At 66.6% G+C, this 5406-nt stretch carries 5 protein-coding genes; all 5 read left to right on the forward strand.

All coding sequences use genetic code 11. The features are described from left to right. On the forward strand, positions 1-1048 hold a 1048-nt coding region (locus tag I71_RS11775), incomplete at its 5' end, for a Zn-dependent oxidoreductase (RefSeq protein ID WP_244433775.1). A gap of 67 nt (positions 1049-1115) precedes the next feature. After that, the gene (locus I71_RS11780) at positions 1116-2141 is read left to right on the forward strand and encodes a TRAP transporter substrate-binding protein (protein ID WP_085940713.1); all 1026 of its coding nucleotides are present in this window, start codon (positions 1116-1118) and stop codon (positions 2139-2141) included. Positions 2142-2210: 69 nt separating this feature from the next. Continuing rightward, positions 2211-2714: a TRAP transporter small permease gene (locus tag I71_RS11785; RefSeq protein ID WP_042695053.1), complete on the forward strand. Its 504-nt coding sequence runs from the start codon at positions 2211-2213 to the stop codon at positions 2712-2714. Continuing rightward, complete coding sequence (locus tag I71_RS11790) at positions 2714-3988, forward strand: TRAP transporter large permease (RefSeq protein ID WP_083897114.1); 1275 nt, start codon at positions 2714-2716, stop codon at positions 3986-3988. Before I71_RS11785 ends, I71_RS11790 begins: the two co-directional genes overlap by 1 nt. Before the next feature lie 48 nt (positions 3989-4036). Then, the gene (uxuA, locus tag I71_RS11795; RefSeq protein ID WP_042695051.1) at positions 4037-5233 is read left to right on the forward strand and encodes a mannonate dehydratase; all 1197 of its coding nucleotides are present in this window, start codon (positions 4037-4039) and stop codon (positions 5231-5233) included. Positions 5234-5406: the final 173 nt, after the last annotated feature.

A 5406-nucleotide genomic window follows, 5' to 3' on the forward strand; every position in this document is an offset into this window, starting at 1 on the left:
TTTTCCTGGGAGTGTTCCCGTGGTTGCCCTGACCGTCGAAAAGCCGCATGTGCTTGCGCTCCTCCCCGAAAACACCGCCGCCGCCGGGCCGGTCAAGGCCGGCGAGGTGCTGGTCCGTGTCCAGCGCGCCGGCATCTGCGGGTCGGACCTGCACATCTACCACGGCTCCAACCCCTTCGCGGTCTATCCCCGCGTGATCGGCCACGAGTTCGCCGGCACGGTCGAGGCGGTCGGCGATGGCGTGACCAACGTCGCCGCCGGCGACCATGTGGTGGTCGACCCGGTGGTGTCCTGCGGCCGCTGCTATGCCTGCCGGGCCGGGCGCACCAATGTCTGCGCCAATCTGGAGGTGTTCGGCGTCCATCGCGACGGCGGCTTCCGCAACCATGTCGTGGTGCCGGCCGCCAATGCGGTCAAGGTGCGCTCCGACCTGCCGATCTCGATTGCAGCATTGGCGGAACCACTGTCCATCGCCGCGAATGTGTTGTCGCGCACCGGCATCGCTGCCGACGACACGCTGCTGGTCTATGGCGCCGGCACGGTCGGGCTGACGGTGGTGCAGGTCGCCAAGCTGCACGGCGCCCGCTGCATCGTCGTCGATCTCGACGACAAAAGGCTGGAGCGGGCGAAGGAGTTCGGCGCCGATGTCGTCCTCAACTCCTCGCGCGTGTCGGTGCCCGATGCGGTGCGCGACGAGAATGACGGGCTCGGTCCCACGGTGGTGATCGATGGCGCCGGCGTGCCGGCCCTGCTGGACGAGGCCTGCCGCCTTGCCAGCCCGGCGGCGCGCATCGGCCTGCTCGGCTTCTCCCCCGCCCCCTGCAACATCAGCCAGCAGGAAATCGTGAAGAAGGAGCTGACCCTGGTCGGCTCGCGCCTGAACCGCCGGCTGCTGCCCCAGGTGATCGAGTGGCTGGAGAGCGGCAAGCTGAAGCCCGCCGCCATGATCACCCAGGTCTTCCCGATTGCCGACGCGGCAAGCGCCTTCTCGCTGATCGAAACCGACCCGTCCAGCACCATCAAGGTCCAGCTCGACTTCGAAAGCTGACGGCCCGGCGGCAGCAACCAATCAAGCAACGGCGGGTCCGATCCGCCCAAAATGGAGGGACACCAGAATGAACAGCAAGACCCCGATCTCCCGCCGCACCCTGGCGAAGAGCATCGGTCTCGGTGCCGGCATCGCCGCCGGAGCGACGCTGCTGGGCGGCATCGCCGCTCCGGCCATCGTGCGCGCCCAGGCCAAGACGACGCTGAAGCTCGGCCACCTCGCCAACGAGGACAATGTCTGGCACAAGGCCTCGCTGGTCTTCGCCGAGGAAGTCGCCAAGCGCACCAACGGCGCGGTCGAGGTCAAGGTGTTCCCCAACGAGCAGCTCGGCAAGGAAACCGACCTGATCAAGGGCATCCAGCTCGGCACCATCGACTTCACCATCACCGGTGAGTCGCTGCAGAACTGGGCGCCGGCCGCGGCGCTGCTGGCAGTCCCCTACGCCATCCGCGACCTCGACCATCTCGACAAGGTCGTCACCGGCGAGCCGGGCAAGAAGATCGCCGACTCCATCGAACAGAAGACCCAGCTGGTCCCGCTGACCTATTTCGCCCGCGGCCCGCGCAACCTGACCAGCAAGCGCCCGATCAAGTCGCCGGACGAGCTGAACGGCCTGAAGATGCGCGTTCCCAACGTGCCGCTGTTCGTCTCCTTCTGGCAGGGTCTGGGTGCCAAGCCGACGCCGATGGCCTTCTCGGAGGTGTTCACCGGCCTGCAGAACGACACCATCGAGGCACAGGAGAACCCGCTGGCGCTGATCAAGTCGGCGAGCTTCTACGAGGTCCAGAAATACGTGAACCAGACGGAACACGTCATCAGCTGGATCTATCTGGTCGGCGGCTCGAAGAAGATGAACAAGATGCCGGCCGAACAGCGCGCCGCCATCATGGAGGCCGCCAAGGCGGCGCAGGCCGCCGAGCGCAAGCTGTTCATCGAGGACGAGACCAGGCTGGCTGCCGACCTCAAGGCCAAGGGCATGGAGTTCATCGCCGTCGACAAGGCCGCCTTCGCCGAGAAGGGCCGCCCGGCGGTCGTCGCGGCGCTGTCGCCGGAGATCAAGCCGATCTACGACGAAATCCTCGCGGTGAAGTGAGCGGAGACTCACCCTCTCCCCTGGGGGAGAGGGAGATAAATCCTCCCCCCAATCGCAAGAGCCATTTCCATGCGCAACGCCTTTGCCGCCCTGGTGTCGGCCGTCTCCGCCCTTTGCCGTTGGGGTACCCTGGCGGCCATCGGCGTCCTTATTGTCGTCGTGACCATCCAGGTGCTGGGCCGCGTGCCCGGCTTCCCCTCGCCGCCCTGGACGGAGGAGGTGGCCCGCTTCGCGCTGGTCCATCTCGTCGCCTTCTCCTGCGGACTGGCGCTGCTGCGCGGCGAGCTGGTGAATGTCGACATGTTCATCCTGCTGCTGCCGAAGCCGGCGCAATGGGCGGTCGCCCGGCTGGTCGACATCGCGATTCTGGTCTTCGCCGTCGCGATCATCCCCGGCGCCTGGGATTACGTCGTCGGCAGCATCGGCGAGCGGGCGCGTTCCATCAACGTGCCGATGATCTGGGTCTATGTCGTGACGCTGATCATCCCAATCTCGCTCGCCTTCTTCTCCATTGCCCGGCTGGCCGGGCTTGGGCGCGACTCCGCGCCACCCAGCCATGGGGAAACCGTCTGATGGTCACCGCACTGTTCGTCACCTTCGCCGTCCTGCTGATCCTGGGCGCGCCGGTGGGCATCGCATTGGGCGGCGCGTCGGCGGTCTATCTGGTCGGCAGCGACATCGACCTCGCCGTGGTTCCGCAGTTCATGTATGCGGGCATGGACAGCTTCGTCCTGCTCTGCATCCCCGGCTTCGTGCTGGCCGGCAACCTGATGAACGGCGGCGGCATCACCGACCAGATCGTGCTGTTCAGCAACCGGCTGGTCGGCCATATCCGCGGCGGCCTCGGCCTCGCCAACGTCACCGGGTCGATGGTGTTCGCCGGCATCTCCGGCACCGCGGTGGCGGAAACCGCCTCCATCGGCGCCGTCATGATCCCGGCGATGCGCAAGTCCGGCTATGACGCCCCCTTCGCCGCCGCGGTGACCGCCGCCGCCTCCACCGTCGGGCCGATCATCCCGCCCAGCGTGCCGATGATCATCGTCGGCACGCTGACCGGCCTGTCGGTCGGCAAGATGTTCATGGCCGGCGCCATTCCCGGCCTGCTGCTGGGCGTCGGCATGATGCTGACGGTCTGGATCCTGGCGCGGGTGCGCAACTATCCACGGGAGCCATGGCAGGGCTTCGGCGCCCTGCTGCGCGCCAGCCGCGGCGCCTTCTGGGCGCTGCTGATGACGGCGATCATCCTGTTCGGCATCGTCGGCGGCTATTTCACCCCGACCGAGGCCTCCATCGTCGCGGCGCTCTACGCCTTCGTCATCGGTCTGTTCGTCTACAAGGGCTTCAAGCTGCGCCAACTGCCCGGCATCCTGCTGGAAAGCGCCATCGGGGCGGGCGGCCTGATTCTGCTGGTCGGCCTCGCCAACGTCTTCGGCTGGATCCTGACCAGCGAGCAGATTCCGCAGGCCATCGCCGCCTCGATGCTGGCGCTGACCACCAACAAATACCTGATCATCCTGCTAATCAATATCCTGCTGCTGATCGTCGGCACCTTCATGGAGACGATCGCGGCGCTGATCATCCTGTTCCCGCCGCTGCTGGCGGTGGCGACGCAGGTCGGCATCGACCCGATCCATTTCGCCACCTTCGCCGTGCTGAACCTGATGATCGGCCTGACCACCCCGCCGGTCGGCGTCTGCCTGTTCGTCGCCGCCAACATCGCGAAGATCTCGCTGGGGGCGATCACCAAGGCGATCTGGCCCTTCCTGCTCTGCAACATCGTGATCCTGTTCCTGGTCTCCTACATCCCGGCCCTGTCGCTGTGGCTGCCGAGCCTGCTTTTCCGCTGATCTCTCCAGACGTCCAAAGCCCCCTCTCTTTCCAAGGAGTTCGCAGCCATGGAACAATCCTGGCGCTGGTTCGGTCCCGAAGATGCGATCAAGCTGAACCACATCCGCCAAGCCGGCGCCACCGGCGTGGTCACCGCCCTGCACCACATCCCCTATGGCGTGGTCTGGTCGGTCGAGGAAATCCAGAAGCGCAAGGCGATGATCGAGTCCGACCAGGAACTCGGCCTCCGCTGGACGGTCACCGAAAGCCTGCCGGTGCATGAAGCGATCAAGATCGGCGAAGGCGACCTGACCGAGCTGTTCGACAATTACCGCCAGTCGATGCGCAACCTCGCCGCCTGCGGCGTAACCACCATCTGCTACAACTTCATGCCGGTGCTCGACTGGACGCGGACGGAGCTGGCGGCTGCCCTGCCGGGCGGCGGCACCTCGCTGCGCTTCAACGCCCATGAGCATGCCGCCTTCGACGTCTATATGCTGGAGCGTCCGGATGCCGAGGCGGACCATGCGCCGGAGGTTCTCGCCAAGGCCAAGGAATGGTTCGACCGCTCGTCCGAAAGCGACCGCGCCAAGCTGCTGTCGAACATCATGGCCGGTCTGCCGGGTGCCTATGACCGCTACGACATCCCCGGCCTGCGCAAGATGATCGCGCGCTTCAACGGCATGTCCGCCGACGGGCTGCGCGAGACGCTGGCCCGCTTCCTGCGCGAGGTGATTCCGACAGCGGAGGAGGTCGGCATCCGCATGGCGATCCACCCCGACGACCCGCCCCGCCCGCTGTTCGGCCTGCCCCGCATCGTCAGCACCGAGGACGACCTCGCCCACCTCATCGATGCGGTGAAGTCGCCCAACAACGGCCTGACCTTCTGCACCGGCTCGCTGGGCGCCGGCCAGACCAATAACGTGCCGGCGATGGCCAAGCGCTTCGTCGAGGACATCCACTTCGTCCATCTGCGCAACGTCGCCAAGGAGCGGGACGGGTCCTTCGAGGAAGCCGACCATCTCGGCGGCGACGTCGACATGGTGTCGGTCGTCACCACCCTGCTGGAGGAGCAGAAGCGGCGCCAGGACGCCGGCAACGACAACTGGCGCCTGCCCTTCCGCCCTGACCACGGCCACGAGCTGCTGGACGACATCGGCAAGCCGACCCACCCCGGCTATCCGATGATCGGCCGTCTGCGCGGTCTGGCCGAAATCCGCGGCGTGATGACCGCCGTCGCGCAGATGAAGCAGCTGCCGGTGTGATGCGGGAAGGCGCTCCAGGGCTCCCCTCTCCCCCCTGGGAGAGGGTTAGGGTGAGGGGGGTGCGTAGCGGGACCTTCGGAAAAGCACGCCGTGCATCCCCCTCACCCCGCCCCTTTCCCGGGGGGGGAAGGGAAGTTTTGCCGTCTCCCCGCATCCCAACCGGGCGAGCTTCT

This window comes from Azospirillum sp. B506, from assembly GCF_000333595.1.
Taxonomy (GTDB): domain Bacteria; phylum Pseudomonadota; class Alphaproteobacteria; order Azospirillales; family Azospirillaceae; genus Azospirillum.

Excerpts from the sequence above, each read along its gene's own strand:
- uxuA (WP_042695051.1), top strand. The coding sequence starts at position 4,037 with ATGGAACAATCCTGGCGCTGGTTCGGTCCCGAAGATGCGATCAAGCTG.
- I71_RS11785 (WP_042695053.1), top strand. The coding sequence starts at position 2,211 with ATGCGCAACGCCTTTGCCGCCCTGGTGTCGGCCGTCTCCGCCCTTTGC.
- I71_RS11790 (WP_083897114.1), top strand. The coding sequence starts at position 2,714 with ATGGTCACCGCACTGTTCGTCACCTTCGCCGTCCTGCTGATCCTGGGC.
- I71_RS11780 (WP_085940713.1), top strand. The coding sequence starts at position 1,116 with ATGAACAGCAAGACCCCGATCTCCCGCCGCACCCTGGCGAAGAGCATC.